This window comes from Streptomyces globisporus C-1027 (assembly GCF_000261345.2).
Taxonomy (GTDB): domain Bacteria; phylum Actinomycetota; class Actinomycetes; order Streptomycetales; family Streptomycetaceae; genus Streptomyces; species Streptomyces pakalii.
Map to the genome: position 1 here is coordinate 6,788,829 of NZ_CP013738.1, position 20,518 is coordinate 6,809,346.

Sequence of the window (20,518 nt, forward strand, 5' to 3'; positions counted from 1 at the left end):
ACGGCGCTAGATGGCATTGAGTGGACACATCCTGACATCTAGTGGACACAGGCTCCTCCGGTCCGCCGCCACCGATCGTGGCACCTTCCTGAAAGACCCCTTGCGGAGGGCCGGTTACAGGACCTTTCATGAACGGCCAGCAACCCAATGCCAGCCCCTTTCGGGCAGGCCGGTCAGAAGGCGGTTCCATGAATGATCAGCCCATCGGTCTGGTATTTCCCGGCCAGGGCACCCAGCGGCAGGGTATGGGTGAGGTGTGGCGGGAAACCCCGTCGTGGGAGCTCACGGAGCGGATATCCGAAGCCACCGGGGAGAATGTCCCCGAGCTACTGCTGAGTACGCCCACCGAGCAGCTGAGGCGCACCGATCTGGCGCAGCTCGCGGTCTTCTCCGTCGCGGTAATGGCCCATGCCGAAGCGGTACGGTGCGACGCCCTCGGCCCCACCGTCGTCGCCTGCGCCGGACACAGCCTGGGCGAGTACGCGGCCCTCACCGCGGCCGGCGCACTGACCGTGAGCGACGCCGCCGTCCTGGTGGCCGCCCGGGGGCGGGCCATGAGGGACGCTGCCGAGCGGCGACCGGGCGCCATGGGGGTCCTGGTCGGAGCGCAGCTGGACGAAGTGGAGGACCTGGTCGCCGTCGTGCGGGCGGCCGGCCCCGAGGTGTGGGTCGCCAACGTGAACGCCCCGGGCCAGACCGTGGTGTCCGGGTCGCCCGAAGGCGTCGCCCTGGTGGAGGAGTACGCGCACTCGATCGGTGCGAAGATGATCCGGCTCCAGGTGGGCGGCGCCTTCCACAGCCTCTACATGGAGCCGGCGGTGGCGCCTCTGCACCGAGCGCTCAAGGACACGGCGTTCGCTGCCGCGCACCTGCCCGTGGTGGCCAACGTCGACGCCGAAGCACACGGCGGCGACGCCGACTGGGTCGAGCTGGGCGTCAGGCAGCTGACCTCGCCGGTGCTGTGGGAGCGGAGCGTGCGCACCCTGAGCGAGGAGCTCGGCTGCCGGAAGCTGGTCGAACTCGGACCCGGAAAGACGCTGACCGGGCTGATCAAGCGGATCGCCCCCGAGGTCGAGGCCGTGTCCCTGAACGATCCGAAGACGCTCCGGGCGAGTGCCGTCGCCTGAGGCGCGGGGAACGCGACGGGGCCGCCGGGAGGGAACTCCCGGCGGCCCCGTCGCGTCGGACCGGCGCCACGTCCCTCAGCGCCCCCTGAGCGGAACCGGCGGCCGGACTTCGCCGGTGAGCAGGACGGGGACGGCGCACACCACACTGGCCAGCGCCCCCCGCCGCTTGTCCGCCAGGTCCAGGACGTGGAATTTCTCGAACCGGCTGCGCTGCACCGAGGTCCCCGACCCGGCGGGGACCGGCGGCAGCCCGGAGAGGTCGACCTCGCGCATCGTCGCCCTGGACGTCCGGCCGACCTTGACCAGCGCCTCCTTCCGCACCCACTGCCGCATGAAGACGCCCTGCGGGTCGCGCGACCGGCCGGAGACACCCAGCTCGCGCTGGGTCAGCACCTGTTCGAGCACCGAGGGGGCCACGCTCCTGCGGCCCAGCAGCTCGACGTCGATCCCCACGGCGGCGGGGCCGGCCGCCGCCGCCACCACGCCCCGGGTGTGCGAGAGGCTGACCTGTACGTCATGACGGCCCGTCACATACGGTCTGCCGTGGCCGTGCTCCCGGCACTCGTCGCAGTACTGCGCGAGCTCGATGTCATGCGCCGCGACGCCCAGCGACCGTGCCGCGCACAGCCGTACCAGCAGGTGGGCCGCGACGAAGTCGAGCCGTGATGCCTCGTGCCGGAACCGCGCGGCCCGCCGCCGTTCCACCGGAGTCAGCAGGCTTTCGCGCGCCGCCGGATGGTGGAGGACCTCGGCGGTGGTCGACACCGTCGCGTACGCGGTGGTGACCGGTCCGGTTCCCCGTCGCGCCGGGTGGGCGGCTGCCGCTCCGGGGCGGGGCGATACCTGATGGAGCGGCTTTCCGGCGAGCGAGCGACGGGCCGACGCCAGAATGGCGTTGACCAGGTCGGCGGAGCTGTCGAGCGGCATCGCGTGGTCGGCCGCGGTGAGCTGTCGCGGAGCCTCGGGGAGGCTGCTGGTGGCTGATCGGATGACGGGCCTGGCGTCTGGTCGGGACATGAGGTGCCTTCTGTGTCCGGGTGGGGGGCGGTGTGAGGGCAGGGCCTACGAGTTGTCGGCGTACGGGCAGGCGGCGGGGGCTTCGCCGTGCGCCGGCCTCTCCCACGTCGTCGGCGGGCCGTCGTGCGCGGCGGGCCGCGACCGCCGTTCGACCCGCATGGGCAGACTGCCCCTGGGGCGCAGGGTGACCATGGGTTCCATGACCGGTGACGCCCCCGGCACGCTGCTCAGACGCACCTGTTGTGCGAGCGTCACCAGCGCGATGTGGCCGTTGAGCAGGGCGTGGTGGTTTCCGATGCAGACGCGGTGACCTGCCCCGAACGGCAGATAGGCGTGCCGGGGCAGCCCCGCCTCGCGCTCGGGCGAGAACCGCTCGGGATCGAACCGCTCCGGGTCGTGGAAGTAGTCCGCCCTGCGGTGCAGTGCGTACGGGCTGAACACGACGGCCGCGCCGGCCGGGAGGACATGGCCGAGCACCTCGACGTCCACGGTCGCCTGCCGGGTGAACATGTAGACCGGCGGATAGAGGCGCATGGTCTCCTTGAACACCTGCAGGGCGTAGGGGAGCCGCGGCAGGTCCTCCAGGGTCGGCCTCCGGCCGCCGAGGACCTCGTCCACCTCCGCGAGGAGCCTGTCGTAGACCTCCGGGTGCTCGGCGAGAAGGTGGAAACTCCAGCTCAGCGCCGTGGCGGTGGTCTCGTGACCAGGCATGAACATGTTGAGCGCCTCGTCCCGGATCTGCCGGTCGCCGATCGGGGTGCCGTCCTCGTACGTGGACTCCATGAGGAGGTTGAGCCAGTCGTCGGGCCTCCGGACGGCGGCGCGGCGTTCTGCCAGCAGGTCGTAGAAGGTCCGCTCCAGACGCTCGATCGCCCTCCGGTAGCGCAGGTTCGCCGGGGTCGGCCACTCGATCGTGAGCGGGATCAGGGCGCTGGCCTGGGAGTCGAACCCGTGGATGGCGTCGGTCAGGGCGTTGCCCAGTTCATCGGCCTCGCCCAGCACGTCCCGGCTGAAGAGGTTCTGACCGACGATGCCGAGCGTCACCGCGACCATCTCGCGCCGGACGTCGACCACGGCCCCGTCGCTCCAGCGGTCCGCGACGGTCCGGGTGACCCGCGCGGCGATGTCCGCGGAGGTCTTCACGGCGGCGGAGTGGAACCGCGGCTGGATCATCCGGCGGTTCGGCCTGTGCTGTTCGTTCGTCGCGGTGAGCAGGCCGTCGCCGAGCAGGGGCCGGGCGAAGGAGCGGAACCGGTCCGTCTTCTCGAACAGACCGCCGTTCCTGATGAGGATCTCGTGGACCAGCTCGACCGAGTTCGCGAGGTAGAGGTCCTGGCCGGCGATCGTGTAGACGCCGAGGTCTCCGCACTCCGCGAACGTACGGGAGAACAGCGCGAGCCGGTCCCGTTTGAACTCCCAGGTGTTCCCGATGAGCGCGCGGCCGGGAAGACGCGGCACACGCGAGGTGGGTGAAGCGGCGGACTGGGTCATGGGATGCCCTTCCGTGGACCGTCCTGAGGCGTGGTGGCTCCGGAGTGCCAGGTATCGAAGCACGGTGGTCCCGACGGGGGCGACGACGGCACAGCTTGCTGCCAGGGTCGGCAGCTTGCTGACAGGACAGGGGCCCCGGTTCCCTGCCGACGCTGTCAGTTAAATGCCAGGGGGGCCGAATGTTCGGCCGCTCCCGGGCCGGCTGGCAGGTAGTTGTCGGTCCGCTTGTCGTGCCGAAACCTGCTGAATAGCTTGATGGTCATGCGAGGGGCCTCTGTACGCCATCTCGTCTCCCGTCGGTTGAGCATCAGAAATGAGGGGTCCACTGTGTCCACCGTGACCGCGGAGCGCCAGGAAACCATCAAGGAAATCGTCTGCGACATCCTGGAGATCGAGCCGGACGACGTCACCCAGGAAAGCCTCTTCAAGGAGGACCACGACGCGGACTCGTTGCGCGCCATCGAGATCCTGGCCTCCCTGGAGAAGGCCTTCAACGTGGTCATCAACCAGTCCGAACTCGGCCGGATGGTCAACCTCAAGGGCGTCTACGAGGTTGTCGCGGAATCGGCCGACTGGAAGTAGCGGCAAGTGGCGCTGCGCCCGTGGATGAATGACCTTTTGGTGGTCGCCGCAAGGCCCGCCATATATGGGGGTGAAAATGTCTGACGTATCGTCGAACAGAGTAGTCATAACCGGGCTCGGTGCGGTTTCCGGCATCGGACTGGGGACCTCCGAGTTCCTGGCCGGACTTCGTTCCGGCCGCAGCGCCGCCAAGCCCATCACCGCGTTCGACACCCAGGGGTTCGAACACGCCAACGGCTGCGAGATCGTCGATTTCGATCCAGGCAAGTGGATCCGCAACTTCGACATCGAGGACCTGGGACGGGCGAGCCAGTTCTCGGTCGCGGCTTCGAGGATGGCGCTCGAGGACGCCGACCTGGACGAGGAGTACCTGGCCGCCCGGAGGTGCCTGATCTCCATCGGCACCACCGACGGCGAGTCCAGGGACCTCGACCAGCTGGTGGAGACCGAGGTTCGCGAAGGACCCGAGCGCATGGACCGCCGGGTCGCCGCCCGGGTGCCGGCCGGACGGCTGTCGGCCACCGTGGCACGGGAGTTCAAGCTCACGCAGGTCGAGGCGGTGACGTTGCCCACGGCGTGCGCCGCGGGGAACTACGCGATCGGCTACGGCTACGACGCCATCCGCACGGGAGAGGTCGAATTCGCCCTGTGCGGCGGCGCCGACGCCATGTGCCGGAAGACGTTCACCGGTTTCTACCGACTGGGCACCATCGCCCCGGAGGTCTGCCGGCCCTTCGACGTCAACCGCCAGGGCATCCTGACCGGCGAGGGCGCCGGCGTCCTCCTGCTGGAGAGCCTGGAGTCGGCGCTGGCCCGCAACGCGCGCATCTACGCGGAGGTGCTCGGCTACGGCCTCAACTGCGACGCCTACCACCCCGTGGCCCCGAACCAGGACAGCGTGGCGCAGTGCATGCAGCTGGCGCTCGACGGGGCGGGCGTCAAACCCGAGGACGTGGATTTCGTCTCGGCGCACGGCACCGGAACCAAGGCCAACGACGTCACCGAAGCGCGGGCGATCCGCCAGGTCTTCGGCGACGACACCCCCCGGACCGTCTCGATCAAATCGATGCTGGGCCACAGCATGGGGGCCGCGAGCGCGCTGTCCTCCATCGCCTGCGCCCTGGCGATCACCGAGGGCTTCATTCCGCCGACCATCAACCACGTCGAGACCGACCCCGAGTGCAACGTCGACTGCGTCCCCAACGAGGCCATCGAGGCCGATCTGCGGGTGGTGCAGAACAACGGGCTCGCGTTCGGCGGCAACAACTCGGTCGTGATCTTCGGCAAGTACGAGGCGGTGCGTTCATGACGGAGCCCCTCACGACGGACCTGCTCGCGGCGGACACCCCCGTGCTTCCCCAGGCCGTCGTCGGAGTCGGCGCCGTCAACAGCGTCGGCGGATCGGCGGACGAGGTCTTCGCCTCCCTGTGCGCCGGCCGCACCGGCCGCGCGGAGCTGCGCGGCTTCGACCGGGACCGCTTCCGGGCCCAGCACGCCTACGAGATCGACGACCGGCCGGAACCGGGCGACGACGTCACGGGCCGGGCCACCCGGTGGCTCGTCCGGGCCATCGAGGAGGCGGCCCGGGACGCCGGTCTCGGGGACGACCTCGGCGAGGTGCCGATCCTGATCGGCACCGGGCTGCGCGAGCTGCGCTCCGCCGAGCTGGGCTGGCGGGACGGCGCCGCGTTCGACGTGTCGGAGCTCCACTTCGGCACGGCCCTGCGGGAACGGTTCGGCGCGGTGCGGACCTACACCTTCTCCAACGCCTGCTCGGCCTCGCTCTACGCGTTGGCGATGGGCAGCGATCTGCTGGCCGCCGGGGGAGCCGACACCGTCATCGTCGCCGGCGTCGACACCCTCACCGAGAGCATGTACGGCCTGCTGGACCGGGTGCACATGCAACCCCCGGACCAGGTAAGGCCGTTCGACAAGGACCGCAAGGGCGTCCTGATGGGCGACGGAGCCGCCGCGATTGTCCTCCGGCGCGGCGACAGGGCGGCCGGCTCAGCGGTCCGCGGCCTGCTCCGCTCGGTCTACGTCAACTGCGACGGGTACCACGTGACCGCGCCGGACGTGGCCGGGGTCGCGGAGGCGCTGGTGGGCGCGCACCGGCTCGCCGGGGTGAAGTCCGAGGACATCGACCTGGTGATGCTGCACGGCACCGGGACGCTCCTCAACGACGAGGCCGAGGCCCTGGCGATCGGCCAGGTCTTCGGCGCCCACGCCGGAAATCCGCTGATGACCGCCGTGAAGTCGATGACCGGCCACACCTCGGGCGGCTCCGGCCTGCTCGGTCTGATCGTGGCCCTGAGTTCGCTGGAGTCGGGCCGGGTCCCGCCGACCGTCGGGCTGCGCGAGCCGGTCGAGGAGGCCGCAGGCTTCCGCTTCGTACGAGGTGAGCACGCGGAGGCCGAGCTGCGGCTCGCCCAGGTCAACGCGTTCGGCTTCGGCGGCGTCAACGCCGTGGCCGTCGTGGAGAGGGCGGAGAAGTGAGTACGTCGGACATTCTGGTGACCGGTGTCGGTCTCGCGCTGCCCGGTGTGGACGGGCCCGCGGACCTGCTGAGGACCGGGCCCACCGGCGGGGAGCCCCTGGTGGACCCGGCGGCACGGCTCGGCAAGCGCGGCCTGCGCTACAAGGACCGGGCCTCCCAGCTCGCCCTCTGCGCCTCGGCCGACGGACTGCGGGCGGCGGGACTGCTGACGGACGGCCTCACGGTCCCCGGCAGCACGGTCGGTGTGGTGGCGAGCTCCAACCTGGGCAACCTGGACACCGTCTGCGAAGTGGCGGACGGGATCAAGGAGACCGGCGTCGACGGCATCAGCCCGATGGGCCTGCCGAACGCCTCCAGCAACGTGATCGCCTCGACGGTGGCGATCCGCTACGGACTGCGCGGACCGAACCTGATGGTCTGCAACGGAGCGACCTCCGGGCTCGACGCGGTCCACTGGGCCGCTTCCTCGCTCGCCGCGGGACGTGCCGAGCGGTTCGTGGTGATCGGTGTCGAGACCGACAACCGCTACGTCCGGGGACTGCTGGGCGATCCCGCCGGGCAGCTCCTCGACGGAGCGGTGGCCCTGGTGGTCGAGCGGGCCGACGCGGCCGCCGCACGCGGGGTCACCGGCAGCGCCGTGCTCGGCCGGTACGCCCGGGAGGGCGGGATCGACCAGTGCCTGGAGCGGCTGGTGCCCGAAGGGGGAGAGGCGCCGGGCAACTGGTTCGTGCCGGAAGGCCATGGTTCCGGCGGCCGGCTCCCCGGGGACGTGCCGCGTACGGACCTCAGCGAGGTGTTCGGCCGCGCCTCGGGCGCGCTGGGCGTGCTCCAGGTCGCGGCGGCCGTCAGCTGGTTCGGCGCCGGTGAGCCGGACGCCGGCGGCCGGGCGCTGGTGATGGCGGGCACCGGCCGGGACGACGCGGTGGCCGGGCTCCTGCTCGCCTCCGCCGGGCCCGGGGCATGAGCGGGGCGGTTTTGCCGGTGACCGTGTCCCTGCGGAAGCCCGGTCGCGGGGCGTCGCCGCTGCGGGTCCTGATGCTGCACGGGCTCGCCAGCGGGGGAAACGTCTGGGACCGGTATCTGGCCCTCTCCCAGGACCAGCCGCACGAGGTGTGGACGGCGGAACTGCCGTGGCGGGCGGAGCAGGAGAGAGGCTGGACCGAGAGGTCTCCGGCCCACTGGGTGGCGCGGGCGATGGCCCAGGTGCCCGACGGGCCCGACGTGGTGGTGGCGCACTCCTTCGGATCGTGCGCGCTCCTCGCGGCGCTGGACGGCCAGGGCTCGGACCCGGACCACCCCGAGGACGAGGGGCCGGACGCGTTCGCCCGGCACCGGCTGCGGGGCGTCGTCCTGGTCTCCCCGTTCTACCGGGCCACCCCCGAGGAGTTCACCTGGGAGTCCATCTCCTACTACCTCAACGGGTTCGACCGCATCCTGGCGGAGGGCCTGCGGGTCCAGTCCGGCGGCCGGGTCACCGGCGAGCTGCGGCAGGACATGGCTCTGAAGGTGCGCGAAAGGGTGGGCCCGTACGGCTGGACCGCCTTCTTCGACACCTACCTCCGAACCCCCTACCTGCGGACCGAACGCCTGCGGGGCCCCTGCCTGGTCATCGGAGGAGAGGCGGACTTCTCGTCCTTCCCCTCCGACAGCGAGGCGCTGGGGGCCGCGCTCCCGGACGCCACGGTGAAGATCCTGGGCGACTGCGGTCACCTGGCGATGATCGAGCAGGCGGACGGGTTCGCCCAACTCACCAACGACTTCCTGGAATCCGCCGCGTCCCGGCCACGGCCGACCCGGCGGACCAAGCCCATCAGCCCACGAGGGAGCGGTACAGATGACTGAAGTGACCACCGAGGCCGTGAAGGCCCTGCTGGAGACCGAGACCAGCCTGCGGGTGCGGCCTCGCTACGAGGGCTCCAACATCAACACCTGGATCGGCTTCAAGCACGTCAACTACATGGTCGAGGAAGCGGTCCTGGAGCACTTCCGGGCATCCGGCCTGGGCTCCCGCCTTCTGTTCGAGGAGCACGGCCTCGGCGTCGACCTCGTCGACCTCGACACCCGGATCCTGCACGCCTTCCACCAGGACGACGAGGCCCGGGCGCTCGTGGCCCCGCGCACCAAGGGCGACGCCGACGTGCTCGGCTTCGACGTGACGCTGTACGTCGAGCGCGACGGCAAGGAGCTGAAGGCCGTCACGTCGAAGGTGAAGGTCTCGCTGCGGATCGACGGCTACCTCGACCGGGTCGGCGTACCGGAGCCGCTGGCCCGCTACGCCGCGGCCGAGCTCGGCGGCTCCGCCCAGGCCGGCCCCCACCACGGGGCCGAGGTGACCGAGGCGGCCAACACCGCGCTGTCCGCCGGCCGCGGCACGACGGGCGACGCCGACCCGGTCCTGGCCCAGCTCATCGGCGGCGACAACGCCTTCGGCTGGAAGTGGCGCATCCCCTACCCGTACTGCCACTTCAACGAGCGCCTGGCGATGTCGGGCTACCTCCGGCAGGTCGAGGAGGTCGTGGACCTCTTCCTCGCCGACCGGGGCATCTCCATCAAGACGCTTCTGGACGACCGCAAGTGGATCCCGGTGGTGCCGCGCTCGCACATCCAGGTCCTCGGCGAGGCGCTCATGGAGGAGGACCTCTACACCGTCTTCACGGTGGAGGAGGTCTTCAAGGACTTCACCTACACCGCCAGGACGGACTTCTACGTGGTCCGCGACGGCCGCCTGGTGCAGACCGCGACCGGCCGGATCACCCACGGCTACGCGGTGTTCCAGAACCGCAGCGACTGGAGCCTGGTGAGCTTCGACGACCACGTGATCCGCGCCTTCAAGGGCGAGACCGCAGCCGGCTGACCCCGGGACGGCCGCGAGCAGCCCCACCTGAAACCGCACCCCGGAGAGGGAACCGATGGACGATGTGCTGATCACCGGTATGGGCGTGATCTCCCACCTGGGCAGGGGAGTCGACGCATTCTGGAAGGGGCTCTCGGCGGCGCGGAGCACGCCGACCACGGCCGCCGACCCGTACGCACGCATGAGCCTGCCGCTGATGTACGAGGTCCCCGCGGAGGATGTCCCCGCAGGCCCCGAACGCCACGGAGACCTGGTTCTGGGGCGCGGCTCCCGGCTGGCCGTCGAAGCGGCACGGCAGGCGGTGGCCGACGCGGCGCTGGAGGGCGTCGCGCCGGACCGGATCGCCGTGGTCATCGGCACCGGGATGGGCGACTCGGGGCTGCACGAGGACTGGCGCTCGGGGACCGGGCCCGAGGGCGGCCACTGGTCGCCCACCTTCTCGGTCGCCTCGGCCGTCGGCTCGCTGCTCGGGGCCGAGGGGGCGAACTCCAGCGTCAGCAACGCCTGCGCGGCCAGCGGCTTCGGCCTGTCCATGGCGGCCGACCTGATCCGCACGGGCGAGGCCGACGTGGTCATCGCCGGCGGGGCCGAGGCGTACTCCCGGGTCGCCCTCGGCTGCTTCAACCGGCTCGGCGCGATCGACCCCGTGCGGTGCAGGCCCTTCGACCTGCACCGCCGGGGAACCCTCTTCGGGGAGGGCGCCGGGATGGTGATCCTGGAGTCGGCGTCCCATGCCCGGGCCCGCAGTGCTCCGCAGGTCTACGCCAAGCTGTCCGGTACGGGATGGAGCTGCGACGCCTTCCACACCACGGCGCCGGAGCCGACCGGAGCCCAGATATCCCGCGCCATGCGCGAGGCACTGGCCGAGGCCGGGGCCGGCGGCGACCGGGTCGGCTGCGTCATCCCGCACGGCACCGGTACCCAGCTCAACGACACCGTCGAGAGCCAGGTGCTCAACGAGGTTCTGGACGGTGGCCGGGTGGACCGGCCGCCGGTCTACAGCCTCAAAGCCCTGCTGGGGCACACCGGCGGAGCCGCCGCCGCGCTGGCGGTGGTGGCGGCGGCCCAGATCCTGCACCGCAAGACCGTTCCGCCGAACATCGCGCCGGACGAGCAGGACCCCGACTGCACGATCCGTCTGCCCCTCGACGAAGCGCCGCTGGAGGGGGAGTACGTGCTGGTCAACGCCTATGCGTTCGGCGGCAACAACGTGTCACTCGTACTTGAGGAGGCGTCGGCATGAGCGCGACGCGCATCGCCCCGGACCGGGTCGGCGACCTGGTGGTCTCGGGCATCGGAGTCGTCACACCCTGGGCGGACACCCCGGCCGACGCAGCGGTCGCGACCGGCAGACCGTCCGAACCGGGCGACTGGTTCGACCACCGTGAGCGGCTCGGCCGCCGCGGCTACAAATACCTGCCCACCGCCACCCAGTACTTTCTCGCGGCGGCCAGGAGCGCGCTCGCCGACACGGGCGAGACGCGCCCCGAGTCCGACATCTCGGACGAGCAGCGGCGCGGTGCGATGGTCGGGACGAACAGCGCGGCCGTGGCGCTGCACGAGTCGATGGACCGCACCGTGATGGCCGAGGGCGCCGACGCGCTCAGCCCGGCCACCGCGCCGTACTTCTCGATCAACCTCTTCGGCAGCCGACTGGCCACCGAGCACCTGTTCCGCGCCTTCAACCTCACCCTGACCTCACCGCGGGTGGCGGGCCTGGAAGCGCTCGAGACCGGGACCAGGTCCCTCGCGGCAGGGCGGGCGTCCTGGCTGCTGGCCGGGTCCACCGAGGAGGCGCTGCCCGCCGGGCACCCCGGCGCCGGCGCTTCCGAGCGGGGGGCCGTCGCCCTGGTCATGGAGCCTGCGGCGAGGGTGCTGGAGCGGGGCGCGGCCGGCTACGGCCGCTGCCGGGCCCGCAGTTTCTTCCTGCCGCCCGAGGTCGCGGCCACGCCCCGGGGAGCCGACCGCGCACGGGAACGGATCGACTCCGCGCTCACCGCACTGGGCCTCCGGCCCGGCGACGCGTACCAGGTGATCGCCGTGCTCGACGACTCGCCGGTCTCCGCCGCCGTGGCGGCCGCCGTCGGGCCGCGGGCGAAGCCGGTTCCCGCCGGATCGGGGGCGTTGGAGCCCCTGTTGCAGATCGCCGGGGCACTCAGCGATCTGTCCGGCACCGTCGTGGTCGTCACCGCCGCACGCGAGGGCAATCTGGCCGTCGCCCTGCTCACCCCGGCGGACGCGGTCTGATCCGCCCGTCACCACCAGGCCCGTCGACCGACGGCCTGCCTCGACGTGAGAAAGCAGAAGAGAGTCATGACGAAGCCACTTGAGGGCACCTGGAACCTCGTCCTCGGAGCTTCCAGCGGGATCGGACTGGCCACTGCCAAGGCCCTCGCGCTGGAAGGGGCCAACATCCTGGGGGTGCACTTCGACACCGCCGAGGGGCAGGAGAGGGCCGAGGCGGCCGCGACGGAACTGCGATCGGCCGGGGTGGCCGCGCACTTCTTCAACCTGAACGCCGCGAGCGCCGCCACCCGGTCCGAACTGGTCCCGAAGATCGCCGATCTGACCGGCGGCCGCCCCCTGAAGGTCCTGCTGCACTCGCTGGCCTTCGGCAGCCTCTCGCCCTACCTGGCGGACGATCCCGGCCAGGCGCTGACGCAGCGTCAGATGGACATGACGCTCAACGTGATGGCGCACTCCCTCGTGTACTGGGCCCAGGACCTGCACCGGGCCGGGCTGCTCGGCGGCGGCTCCAAGATCTACGCGATGACGAGCGCGGGCGACCAGAAGGTCACCGCAAGCTACGGCGCCGTGTCCGCCGCCAAGTGCGCGCTGGAGTCCCACGTCCGGCAGCTGGCGCTCGAACTCGCGCCGAGCGGAGTGGCGGTCAACTCGCTGCGGGCCGGCGTCACCCTGACGCCGTCGCTGGAGCGCATACCCGGGCACGAGAAGCTGGTCGAGCTCGCGGCGGGGAACAACCCCCACCAGCGGCTCACCCGGGCCGAGGACGTCGCCGAAGCCGTCGTCCTGCTGTCGCGGAGCCACTCCTCCTGGATCACCGGGAACATCATCGGCGTGGACGGCGGAGAGGCGCTGACCACCTGATGCCGCTCCCCGACCCCACCGCCCCCGCCCCCGCCGAAGAGGAACCGGACGGCAAGAGGCGCGCCCTGCCCCTGGTCGGCGTCCTCCCGGCCGTCGTGCTGGCGGCCCGGCACGCGTACGAGCTCTACCACCCGCCGCGGTCGAAGCCCGGCCGCACCCCGCGCAACAAGAACCTGCCGATGCGCGAGTTCACCGTCGTCACCCGCCGGGACCGGATCACGCTCCGCGGCTGGGTGGTCCCCGGCGAGGGGCCGCACACCGTGGTGCTCTGCCACGGCATGGGCCGGACCAGGTCCAGCACCCTCGGACACATCGAGATGCTGCACCGGGCCGGCTGGAACGTCGTCGCGTACGACATGCGCAACCACGGGGAGAGCGGCCGGGACAAGCGGTACGGCAGCATGGCGGAGCGCTACACCGAGGACCTCGCGGACGTCCTGCGGTGGGTGCGGGCGGAACCCGGCCTCGGCGGGGGAGAGATCGCGGTCTACGGGTTCTCGTTCTCCACCTGGGTGGCCCTCAGCGTGCTGAAACGGATCGACGACCGCCTGGCGGCGGTGATCTGCGACAGCGGCCCGGCGTTCGAGATCGACTCCGCCCTGCGGGGGTTCGCGGTCCTGCGGAGGTCGGCACTGCCCCGTTCGGTGCGTGGGGGAGCGGCGTTCTCGGTCTACCGCGCCTGCTTCAGCGCCCTGTGCGGGCACATGCTGGCCGTCCGCTCATGGCCGCCGGACCTCAGCCGGTTCACGACCCGGCTGATGTTCGTGGCGGGCGGACAGGACACCGTCGTCCCCGCCGCCCGGATCGCGCCGGCCGCCCGGCACTACCCCGACTCCGAACGGTGGACGGCGCCCAACGCCCTGCACATGAACGGGCTGAGGTTCGACCGTGAGGAGTACCGCGAACGCGTGCTCGGCTTCCTGAAGCGCAGCTTCGGCGAGGCGGGGCCGGCGGACCCGGACGGGCCACAGGACAAGAGGGCCGACATCCATGGATGAGTATCTGCTGATCGAGTCCCAGGGCCCGTGGGGCGGCCCCGGCGCGGACCGTTTCGTGGCCGACGCGGCCAGGCTCCGCAGAGCCGGCCACCGGGTCGCGCTGTTCCTCATCGAGAACGGTACGTCGGCCGCCTTCACCGGCGCCGACGAGGCACTGCGCGAACTCCTGGACGCCGGCGGCCAGGTGTGGGTCGACACCTTCTCCATGACCCACCGGGCCTTCGCCCCGGACCGGCTGATGCCCGGAGCCAGGCTGGTCGACATGGACGAGGTGGCCGGAAAGCTGCTCGAACCCGGCGTACGAGGGGTGTGGCACTGATGGACCGACGACTCCCGCGCGCGGACGTGCTCCTGGCGATCATGGGGCCGCCGCACATCAGCGACATGGTCACCAGCGCCGTCCGGCTCGCCCAGGCGCTGCTGGAACGCGGCGCCACCGTCCACATCTGGACCTGCGGCCACGCCACCGGTCTGACCAGCGCCGCCCTGGGCGACTCCAAGCCGCGCAACGTCGTGAACTGGTCGTACGACTACCCCTCCGGCGCGGCTCTGGCCGCGGAGCTGCTGGACGCCTTCCCCGACCGGCTCAGCTGGTACTCCTGCCGCTTCTGCACCGAGGAACGCGGCTCCGCGCCGCACATGTCGCGGATCAAGCAGCGGCCGCCGTTCAAGTTCACCGAGCACCTGGACGCCGTGGACTCCGCACTGTTCCTGGGGGTGTGCTGATGAGCGAGGACGGCCGCAGGCGGCTCCTGATCATCGAACGGGCCTACCGGGGCGCGCTGGAGACCCAGTTCGCCGACGTGCTGTACCTGGCGCGCGAACTGAACCGGCAGCAGGGCGGCACCGACATCCTGCTGCGCGGGCTCGCCGTCACCTACGCGGCGGCCGGGGCCCGGCCGACTCCCGCCGTGGTGGCCGGCGGCCGGACGGTCGACACCCTGCCCGACCCGAGGCGGTCGGTGCGCACCCTGATCGAGGAGGGCGCGGTGATCTGGGCCGAGGAGGACGACATCGCCCTCTTCGCGACGGGCCCCGACTGGCTGCTGCCCGGTGTACGACGGGGCGGCCCGTCGAACGCCCTGCCGGCCTGGTCCACATACCGGGGCGTCTATTTCCTGTGATCCGCCCGACCGGCGCCCGGCAGCCGGCGCCCCGAACCCAGTGAATCCGACAGTCAGCGAAGGAGCACGTCCCATGGAAGTTGCCACTGCCGTACGCGGCCCGCTCATCACCGCCTGGTCGGTCGTCTCCCCCTTCGGCATGGACGACTCCGCCTTCGGCAACGGGCTGCGCTCGGGCGCCGCCGCCACCACGGCGCTCGACGCCGGGGAATGGAAGGTGCCGTTCGACAGTGCCTGCCTCGTGGAGGGGTTCAGCAACCGCGAGGTCCTGGGCCGCAAGGGCACCCGTTCGATGGACCGGGTGACCGGCCTCGCCGTGGCGGCCGTCGGCCGGCTGCTCCAGGACTCCGAGGGCGAACGCATCTCCGGCGTGGGCCAGGACGCGGCCCTGGTGCTGGGCACCAGCACCGGCAGCGCACAGAGCATCATGGACTTCACCCGTGACTCGCTGGTCCAGGAGAAGCCGTTCTTCGTGGACCCGATGCGGTTCCCGAACACGGTGATGAACTGCGCCGCCGGTCAGTCGGCGATCTGGCACCAGCTCAAGGGCCCCAACACGACCATCGCCGGCGGGCGTGCCTCCGGGCTCCTGGCCCTCAACTACGCCCTGCGGCTCAAGAAGTCCGGCCACGCCGGCACCGTCCTCTTCGGCGCGGTCGAGGAGTTCTCCTCCGCCCGGGCCTGGCTGGAGTGGCACACCCGCGGCCAGGACGAGAGCGACACCGTCCTCGGCGAGGGCGCGGCGGTCCTGCTGCTGGAGTCCGACGACGTCGCCGAGCAGCACGGCAGGGACGGCCTGGCCGAGGTGCTCGGCCTGGAGAGCGGCGTCCACCACGAACCCGGCACCGAGGCCACCGTGCTCGCCGACTGCGTCCGGCGCGTCCTGGCGAGGACCGGCGTCCGGCCCGACGAGGTGCGCTACCTCTCCACCTCGGGGGCGGCCGCCGAACGGGACGCCCTGGCCGCGGTGCTCGGGGACCACGAGCCCGAGCCGGTGCGCTGCTCGGAACTGATCGGTGACACCCACGCGGCAGCCGCCGCCTTCCAGATCGCCGCGGTACTCGTGGCGGCGGAAGGGCGCGAGGACGCCAGGGGCCGGATCGCGCTGATCACCTCCGTCGACCGCGACGGAGTCGTCGGCTGCGCCGTGCTCCGGCTCTGCTGACCCGCGCCGCCCCGACCCCCGAAGTCCCTCGTACGGACGACACGGACCGTACGAACCACACAGAGAAGAGAGCTGAACATGACGAACAACACGGCAGCCGTCCTGGAGAAGGAAGACCTGCGGAGCACTGTCGCCGACGTCCTCGACGTGAGCGAGTCCGAACTGACCGACGAGGCCCAGTTCGTCGGGGACCTCGGCGTCGACTCGCTGATGGCCCTGGAGGTGATGGTGGTCCTGGAGAAGAAGTACGGCGTCAAGCTCGGCGAGTCCGAGCTCAAGGAGGTCACCTGCCTCCAGCGTGCGTACGACCTTCTCGCCACGAAGCTCAAGGAGTCCTGAATGCCCCCGCGCCAGGCCACCCCGGTCCAGGGCACGGCCGAGATCGTGGACCACGCCCCGGACAGGGCGGCCACCCGGGTGACCGTCGACGCCGGGGAGCAGGTCTTCCCCGGCCACTACCCGGGATTCCCGATCTTTCCCGGCGTCTGCGTCGTGGAGCACATCCACCTCAGCGCCCTGGCGACCGCGCCCGAGCCGGGCCTGAGGGTGGAGGCCATCGAGTCGACCCGGTTCCTGAGCCCCGTGTTCCCCGGCGACCGCCTGGCGATCGACCTCACGTGGGAGCGCAAGGGGGAGAAGTGGCGCTGCAAGGCCGTGGCGGCGACCGCACGCGGGGACTCCGCGAAGGTGCGCCTCCGCTTTTCGGAAGGACAGGACCAGTGAGCGCAGTACCGGTGACGGCCATCAGCGGGATCAAGCGGGTGCTTCCGCACCGCTACCCGATGCTGCTCGTGGACCGCGTGGACGAACTGGTGCCGGGGGAGAGCCTGACCGCCCGCAAGGCGGTCACCGCCAACGAGCCCTGGTACCGGGACCTCCCCGCCGACGCCACCGATGAGCAGCACCACTACCCGTCGGCCCTGCTCATCGAGTCGTGGTGCCAGGCGGCCGGCGTGCTGGCCGCCTGGAAGAACCCCAACCCCGACGTGCTCGACGGGCAGGTGATGCTCTTCGGCAGCATCTCGGAGGTGGTGTTCCGCCGCCCGGTCCTCCCCGGCGACGTGCTGGAGCACCGGGTCCGGCTGTTCCGCGAGCTCAGCGACACCGTGATCTTCGAGGGCGAGGCCCGGGTGGACGGCGAGACGGTGCTGGAGGTCGGCCGGGTGGTCATGGCCATGCGTCCGGCAAGTGAACTGGTCGGGGCGGCGGGCGACGCCGGCGGGTCCCCCGGCGCGCCGTGAGCGCGCGGACCGAGTGAGAGCTGCAACCGAGTGAAGGAGAGTCGCATGAGCGCGCAAACAGGCAAGGTGGCGCTGGTCACCGGCGGGTCCCGGGGTATCGGCCGGGCCACGGTCCTGCGCCTCGCGCAGGACGGCCACGACGTGGCGTTCTGCTACCGGTCGCGGCCGGACGCCGCCCGGGAGCTGGAGAAGGAGGTGTCCGAGCACGGTGTCCGCGTCTACAGCCACCAGGCGGACGTCTCCGTGGCCGACTCGGTGCGGGAGCTCGTCGCCGCCACCGAGGACCGGCTGGGCGCGGTCGACATCGCGGTGACCTCGGCGGGCATCGTCCGTGACCAGCCGCTGCTGCTGATGAAGGACGAGGACTGGAACGACGTCCTCGATACCAACCTGGACGGCACGTACCACCTGTGCCGCTCGGTGGTCTTCGAGATGATGAAGCGCAAGTCCGGCTGCATCGTGAACATCTCGTCGGTGGCGGGTGTCTACGGCAACCCGACGCAGAGCAACTACTCCGCCTCCAAGGCCGGGATCATCGGGTTCACCAAAGCCCTGGCCAAGGAGGTCGGGCAGTACGGGATCCGCGCCAACGTGGTGGCGCCCGGCTTCATCGAGACGGACATGACGGCGGCCCTCTCCGACAAGGTCAGGGAGCAGGCCGTGAAGAATGTGCCGCTCCGCCGCCTGGGCCGGCCCGAGGAGGTCGCCGACTCGGTGTCCTTCCTGGTCAGCGCCGCGTACGTGACGGGCGCGGTCCTCCAGGTCGACGGAGGCATCGTTGTCTGAGGCCGGGAGCGGGGAGAAGGGGGCGCGTCCCGCGAAGGGACGCACCCCCGTGCCCCCGCGGTTCTACTTCTCCTTGCGCAGCCCGTACTCCTGGCTCGCCTACCGCGACCTCATGGAGAGGCACGCCGAGCTGGCGGGCCGCCTGGAGTGGCGGCCGTTCTTCGAGCCGGACGAGCGGAGCGCGAAGGCACTGGCGGAGGCGGGTGGCGGCTTCTCGTACGTCGCGATGTCCCGCGAGAAGCACCTCTACATCCTCCAGGACGTGCGACGGCTCACCCGGGAGCGCGGGCTGGAGATCACCTGGCCGGTCGACCGGGACCCGTGCTGGGAGGTGCCGCACCTGGCGTATCTGGCGGCGGACGACCAGGGGTGCGGGGCACGGTTCATCGAACTCGCCCACCGGGCCCGGTGGGAGGAGGGCCGCGACATCTGCGACCGTACGGTCATGGGCGAACTGGCCGAGGAACTCGGCCTCGTCCCTGGGAGGTTGGCCCGGGCGGCGGACGATCCGCAGCTGCGGTCCCGGGGCGTGGCGGCGCTGCTCGCGATGGACCGGGACGGGGTCTTCGGGGTGCCGTTCTTCGTCCACCGCCGCGAGAAGTTCTGGGGTGTCGACCGGTTGGCCGCCTTTGCCGCGGCGGTGGACGGTACGCCGCGACCGGACGCGGCGCCCGGCGCTCAGGCTTCGGAGCCCGCCGCCACCGCCACAGAGCGAGGGGGTGACGGCGGACATGCGGGCGGCTGCGGTTGAGCTGAAGGGGAGGCCCCGCGTCTGTAGCATCGAGGGCGGCGGCGGCCGCCGCCCGGATCTTGGGGGAACCTGATGGAGAGCAAGGATTCCGCTGGCGGGGCGGCGGCGCCCCGAACCCGTCGGCCGTCACTGTTGAGGCGCGCGTCAGCCGTGCTCGCCCTGCCGGCGGCTCCGCTGTACGCCGCCTTCCTCTCCTACCTCGTCTACCACCCGCCGCGCCGGCCGCACCACCGGAGCCCGGAGGAGTTCGGGCTCCCCGCAACGGAGTTGACCATCCCGTGGACCGACGGGAAGGGCCCGGGGCGGAGCCTGCACGTCTGGCTCTGCCCCGGGAGCGAGGACCGGGTCGTGGTGATCGGCCACGGGATCGGGCTCAGCAAGTCGGCGAGTCTGGCCCAGGCCAGGTTCCTGCACGAGGCCGGGTACACCGTCGCGATGTTCGACCACCGCAACCACGGCCTGAGCGGCACCGACCGCGCTTTCTGGGGGCTGAGCCGCCGGCACACCGACGACGTGGAACGCGTCCTGACCCACCTGCGGGAACAGGGCGGTTACGCGGCGGCGAAATTCGCGGTCTTCGGGTTCTCCTTCTCCACCTTCCCGTCGTTCTACCTGCTGCGGCGACCGGAGAGCGGCATCGAGGCCATCGTCTGCGACAGCGGTCCGGCGCTGGAACTGCCGCCGCTGTTCCGCAACTTCATCGCGGCCAAGGGCGTTCCGGTGCCCGCTCCGCTGCGCACGGCTCCTTCGCTCGGGCTGTTGAGCCGGGTGTTCGGCTCGGTCGGCACCGCGATGCTCCAGGCCCAGTGGCCGCCGCCGGCCGAGGGCGCGTACACGCGGACGCCGGTGCTCATGATGGTGGGGGACAGCGACCGGATCATTCCGGTCGAGAGCGTGCGCGCCCTCGCCGACCGCTACCCGAAGGCGGAGGTGCGGGTGTTGCCGGAGACGGACCACCTGCAGGGGATGAAGTCCTGCCCCGAGCAGTACCAGGAGGCCGTACTGGACTTCCTCAAGCGGGCGTTCGGATGAGCCCCGCGCTGCCGGATCCGCGAGCCTGGGGCGCCCGTCCCGAGGAGATGGCGGCCGCCTACCCCTGCGACGGGCTGCTCACCGGTGCCGTCGAGGAGTGGTACCGGGCGGTCACCGTCCGGGCCGACCGGGCGACGGTCTTCCGTTGGCTGTGCCAGTTGAAGGTCGCTCCCTACAGCTACGACCTGCTCGACAACTTCGGTCGCCGAAGCCCCAGGGAGCTGACTCCGGGGGCGGACGCGCTGGAAACCGGGCAACGGGTCATGACCATCTTCGAGCTCACCGGCTTCGAGCAGGACCGCCACCTCACGATGCTGCTCGACACGCCCTGGGCGCGCCGGGCGTTCGGCGGCTTCGCGTTGAGCTACACCGTGCGGGACGAGGGGCGGGACGCCACCCGGCTGGTGGTGAAGCTGCTGGTGCGCACCGGCTCCGGGCCGATCCGTTCGCTCCGCGGCCGGGGGATGGCCTGGGGCGACCTCATGATGATGCGGTGCCAGTTGAAGACGCTCCGCGACCTGGCCGAGACGGTCGGCCGATAGCCGTCGCCCGGGTGGCCACGCGCCCCGGTCGCGAGCGCCGGTCCGGTGCCCGCGACCGGGGCTGTGCCGTTCCGCACAGGTCGTCCGTACCGGCCGCCGGGAACTCCTTGGCAGTTAACTGCCAAGCATCTGCCGTTTGTTGACTCTCCGGCGACGGCGCCCGGACGATCGTTCACATGCGGTGACGGCTCCGCAGCGGAGCG

General features: G+C 71.4%; 24 protein-coding genes. 22 read left to right on the forward strand and 2 right to left on the reverse strand.

Annotation, left to right across the window (positions count from 1 at the left end):
* Nucleotides 1–188 precede the first annotated feature (188 nt).
* On the forward strand, nucleotides 189–1,127 hold the full coding sequence (locus WQO_RS29945) for an ACP S-malonyltransferase (RefSeq protein ID WP_010058244.1): 939 nt from the start codon (nucleotides 189–191) through the stop codon (nucleotides 1,125–1,127).
* 75 nt (nucleotides 1,128–1,202) lie between these two features.
* On the opposite strand, the gene WQO_RS29950 is transcribed toward WQO_RS29945, so the two are convergent.
* Both WQO_RS29950 and WQO_RS29955 read right to left on the reverse strand, forming a co-directional pair.
* On the reverse strand, nucleotides 1,203–2,144 hold the full coding sequence (locus WQO_RS29950) for a 4'-phosphopantetheinyl transferase family protein (RefSeq protein WP_107115846.1): 942 nt from the start codon (nucleotides 2,142–2,144) through the stop codon (nucleotides 1,203–1,205).
* A gap of 45 nt (nucleotides 2,145–2,189) precedes the next feature.
* Nucleotides 2,190–3,635, reverse strand: coding sequence for a cytochrome P450 (locus tag WQO_RS29955; protein WP_010058240.1), 1,446 nt, complete (start codon nucleotides 3,633–3,635; stop codon nucleotides 2,190–2,192).
* A 327-nt stretch (nucleotides 3,636–3,962) separates the two neighbouring features.
* Here WQO_RS29955 and WQO_RS29960 point away from each other — a divergent pair, with 327 nt between their 5' ends.
* The 21 genes from WQO_RS29960 to WQO_RS30060 all read left to right on the forward strand — a co-directional run bounded on the left by WQO_RS29960 (nucleotide 3,963) and on the right by WQO_RS30060 (nucleotide 20,315).
* Nucleotides 3,963–4,217: an acyl carrier protein gene (locus WQO_RS29960; protein ID WP_010058239.1), complete on the forward strand. Its 255-nt coding sequence runs from the start codon at nucleotides 3,963–3,965 to the stop codon at nucleotides 4,215–4,217.
* 76 nt (nucleotides 4,218–4,293) lie between these two features.
* Nucleotides 4,294–5,526, forward strand: a complete 1,233-nt coding sequence (locus tag WQO_RS29965) for a beta-ketoacyl-[acyl-carrier-protein] synthase family protein (RefSeq protein ID WP_010058238.1) — start codon at nucleotides 4,294–4,296, stop codon at nucleotides 5,524–5,526.
* The gene (locus WQO_RS29970; RefSeq protein ID WP_010058237.1) at nucleotides 5,523–6,713 is read left to right on the forward strand and encodes a beta-ketoacyl-[acyl-carrier-protein] synthase family protein; all 1,191 of its coding nucleotides are present in this window, start codon (nucleotides 5,523–5,525) and stop codon (nucleotides 6,711–6,713) included. The genes WQO_RS29965 and WQO_RS29970 overlap by 4 nt, the downstream gene beginning before the upstream one ends.
* Nucleotides 6,710–7,678, forward strand: a complete 969-nt coding sequence (locus tag WQO_RS29975; protein WP_010058236.1) for a beta-ketoacyl synthase N-terminal-like domain-containing protein — start codon at nucleotides 6,710–6,712, stop codon at nucleotides 7,676–7,678. Before WQO_RS29970 ends, WQO_RS29975 begins: the two co-directional genes overlap by 4 nt.
* A gap of 17 nt (nucleotides 7,679–7,695) precedes the next feature.
* Nucleotides 7,696–8,556, forward strand: coding sequence for an alpha/beta fold hydrolase (locus WQO_RS29980; RefSeq protein ID WP_058954149.1), 861 nt, complete (start codon nucleotides 7,696–7,698; stop codon nucleotides 8,554–8,556).
* Nucleotides 8,549–9,568 (forward strand): thioesterase family protein, encoded by a 1,020-nt coding sequence (locus WQO_RS29985; RefSeq protein WP_029182065.1) that lies wholly within the window; start codon nucleotides 8,549–8,551, stop codon nucleotides 9,566–9,568. Before WQO_RS29980 ends, WQO_RS29985 begins: the two co-directional genes overlap by 8 nt.
* A 55-nt stretch (nucleotides 9,569–9,623) precedes the next feature.
* Nucleotides 9,624–10,811 carry a beta-ketoacyl-[acyl-carrier-protein] synthase family protein gene (locus WQO_RS29990; RefSeq protein ID WP_058954150.1) on the forward strand — a complete coding sequence of 396 codons (1,188 nt, stop codon included), beginning with the start codon at nucleotides 9,624–9,626 and terminating at the stop codon, nucleotides 10,809–10,811.
* Nucleotides 10,808–11,815 carry a beta-ketoacyl synthase N-terminal-like domain-containing protein gene (locus tag WQO_RS29995; protein ID WP_079055610.1) on the forward strand — a complete coding sequence of 336 codons (1,008 nt, stop codon included), beginning with the start codon at nucleotides 10,808–10,810 and terminating at the stop codon, nucleotides 11,813–11,815. Before WQO_RS29990 ends, WQO_RS29995 begins: the two co-directional genes overlap by 4 nt.
* A 66-nt stretch (nucleotides 11,816–11,881) precedes the next feature.
* On the forward strand, nucleotides 11,882–12,676 hold the full coding sequence (locus WQO_RS30000) for an SDR family oxidoreductase (protein WP_010058228.1): 795 nt from the start codon (nucleotides 11,882–11,884) through the stop codon (nucleotides 12,674–12,676).
* A complete protein-coding gene (locus tag WQO_RS30005) occupies nucleotides 12,676–13,674 on the forward strand; it encodes an alpha/beta hydrolase (protein WP_010058227.1) in 999 nt (332 codons plus the stop codon). Before WQO_RS30000 ends, WQO_RS30005 begins: the two co-directional genes overlap by 1 nt.
* Entirely contained in the window at nucleotides 13,667–13,993 is a 327-nt protein-coding gene (locus WQO_RS30010; RefSeq protein ID WP_010058225.1) for a DsrE family protein, read from the forward strand. The genes WQO_RS30005 and WQO_RS30010 overlap by 8 nt, the downstream gene beginning before the upstream one ends.
* Nucleotides 13,993–14,400 (forward strand): hypothetical protein, encoded by a 408-nt coding sequence (locus tag WQO_RS30015; protein ID WP_010058224.1) that lies wholly within the window; start codon nucleotides 13,993–13,995, stop codon nucleotides 14,398–14,400. Before WQO_RS30010 ends, WQO_RS30015 begins: the two co-directional genes overlap by 1 nt.
* Nucleotides 14,400–14,798: a hypothetical protein gene (locus WQO_RS30020; protein WP_010058222.1), complete on the forward strand. Its 399-nt coding sequence runs from the start codon at nucleotides 14,400–14,402 to the stop codon at nucleotides 14,796–14,798. The genes WQO_RS30015 and WQO_RS30020 overlap by 1 nt, the downstream gene beginning before the upstream one ends.
* A gap of 73 nt (nucleotides 14,799–14,871) precedes the next feature.
* Complete coding sequence (locus WQO_RS30025) at nucleotides 14,872–15,963, forward strand: beta-ketoacyl synthase N-terminal-like domain-containing protein (protein ID WP_010058220.1); 1,092 nt, start codon at nucleotides 14,872–14,874, stop codon at nucleotides 15,961–15,963.
* Nucleotides 15,964–16,041: 78 nt separating this feature from the next.
* Nucleotides 16,042–16,302 (forward strand): acyl carrier protein, encoded by a 261-nt coding sequence (locus WQO_RS30030; protein WP_010058218.1) that lies wholly within the window; start codon nucleotides 16,042–16,044, stop codon nucleotides 16,300–16,302.
* Nucleotides 16,303–16,686: a 3-hydroxyacyl-ACP dehydratase FabZ family protein gene (locus WQO_RS30035; RefSeq protein ID WP_010058217.1), complete on the forward strand. Its 384-nt coding sequence runs from the start codon at nucleotides 16,303–16,305 to the stop codon at nucleotides 16,684–16,686. It begins immediately after the preceding gene.
* A gap of 11 nt (nucleotides 16,687–16,697) precedes the next feature.
* Nucleotides 16,698–17,204: a 3-hydroxyacyl-ACP dehydratase FabZ family protein gene (locus tag WQO_RS30040; protein ID WP_010058216.1), complete on the forward strand. Its 507-nt coding sequence runs from the start codon at nucleotides 16,698–16,700 to the stop codon at nucleotides 17,202–17,204.
* Between the two features lie 45 nt (nucleotides 17,205–17,249).
* Nucleotides 17,250–17,990 (forward strand): 3-oxoacyl-[acyl-carrier-protein] reductase, encoded by a 741-nt coding sequence (fabG, locus tag WQO_RS30045; protein ID WP_010058215.1) that lies wholly within the window; start codon nucleotides 17,250–17,252, stop codon nucleotides 17,988–17,990.
* A gap of 49 nt (nucleotides 17,991–18,039) precedes the next feature.
* Entirely contained in the window at nucleotides 18,040–18,741 is a 702-nt protein-coding gene (locus WQO_RS30050) for a 2-hydroxychromene-2-carboxylate isomerase (protein ID WP_010058214.1), read from the forward strand.
* 150 nt (nucleotides 18,742–18,891) lie between these two features.
* A complete protein-coding gene (locus WQO_RS30055) occupies nucleotides 18,892–19,773 on the forward strand; it encodes an alpha/beta hydrolase (protein ID WP_010058213.1) in 882 nt (293 codons plus the stop codon).
* Nucleotides 19,770–20,315, forward strand: a complete 546-nt coding sequence (locus WQO_RS30060) for a hypothetical protein (protein WP_010058211.1) — start codon at nucleotides 19,770–19,772, stop codon at nucleotides 20,313–20,315. The genes WQO_RS30055 and WQO_RS30060 overlap by 4 nt, the downstream gene beginning before the upstream one ends.
* The last annotated feature ends 203 nt before the right edge of the window (nucleotides 20,316–20,518 follow it).